The 259-nt window shown below is 62.2% G+C and carries 1 protein-coding gene; it reads right to left on the minus strand.

The annotated features are described in order from the left end of the window. Window positions 1-67 precede the first annotated feature (67 nt). Window positions 68-259 (minus strand): aldehyde dehydrogenase family protein (locus SB822_RS58565; RefSeq protein WP_410859305.1); only part of this gene is annotated, 192 nt, incomplete at its 5' end.

Raw genomic sequence — 259 nt, forward strand, 5'->3', positions numbered from 1 at the left:
GGCAGCTTTCACGGCTATCTCCTTTGAGAGGGGGAGGTGAGTTCGCGCCTGAGCGCACGGATGGCCGTCAGCCAGGAGCGACGATCACCATCTTCTGGTTGGCCAGTTCCCGGATTCCGGCTTCGGACAACTCGCGTCCGTACCCCGAACGCTTGACGCCGCCAAACGGCAGTTCCGGCGAAGTGGAAGACCGCATGTTGATCCAGACAGAGCCGGTCTCTATCTGCGACACGAGTGACCTGGCTCGCTTGACGTCGGC

Source organism: Paraburkholderia sp. SIMBA_054, assembly GCF_046534875.1.
GTDB classification, from domain to species: Bacteria; Pseudomonadota; Gammaproteobacteria; order Burkholderiales; family Burkholderiaceae; genus Paraburkholderia; species Paraburkholderia hospita.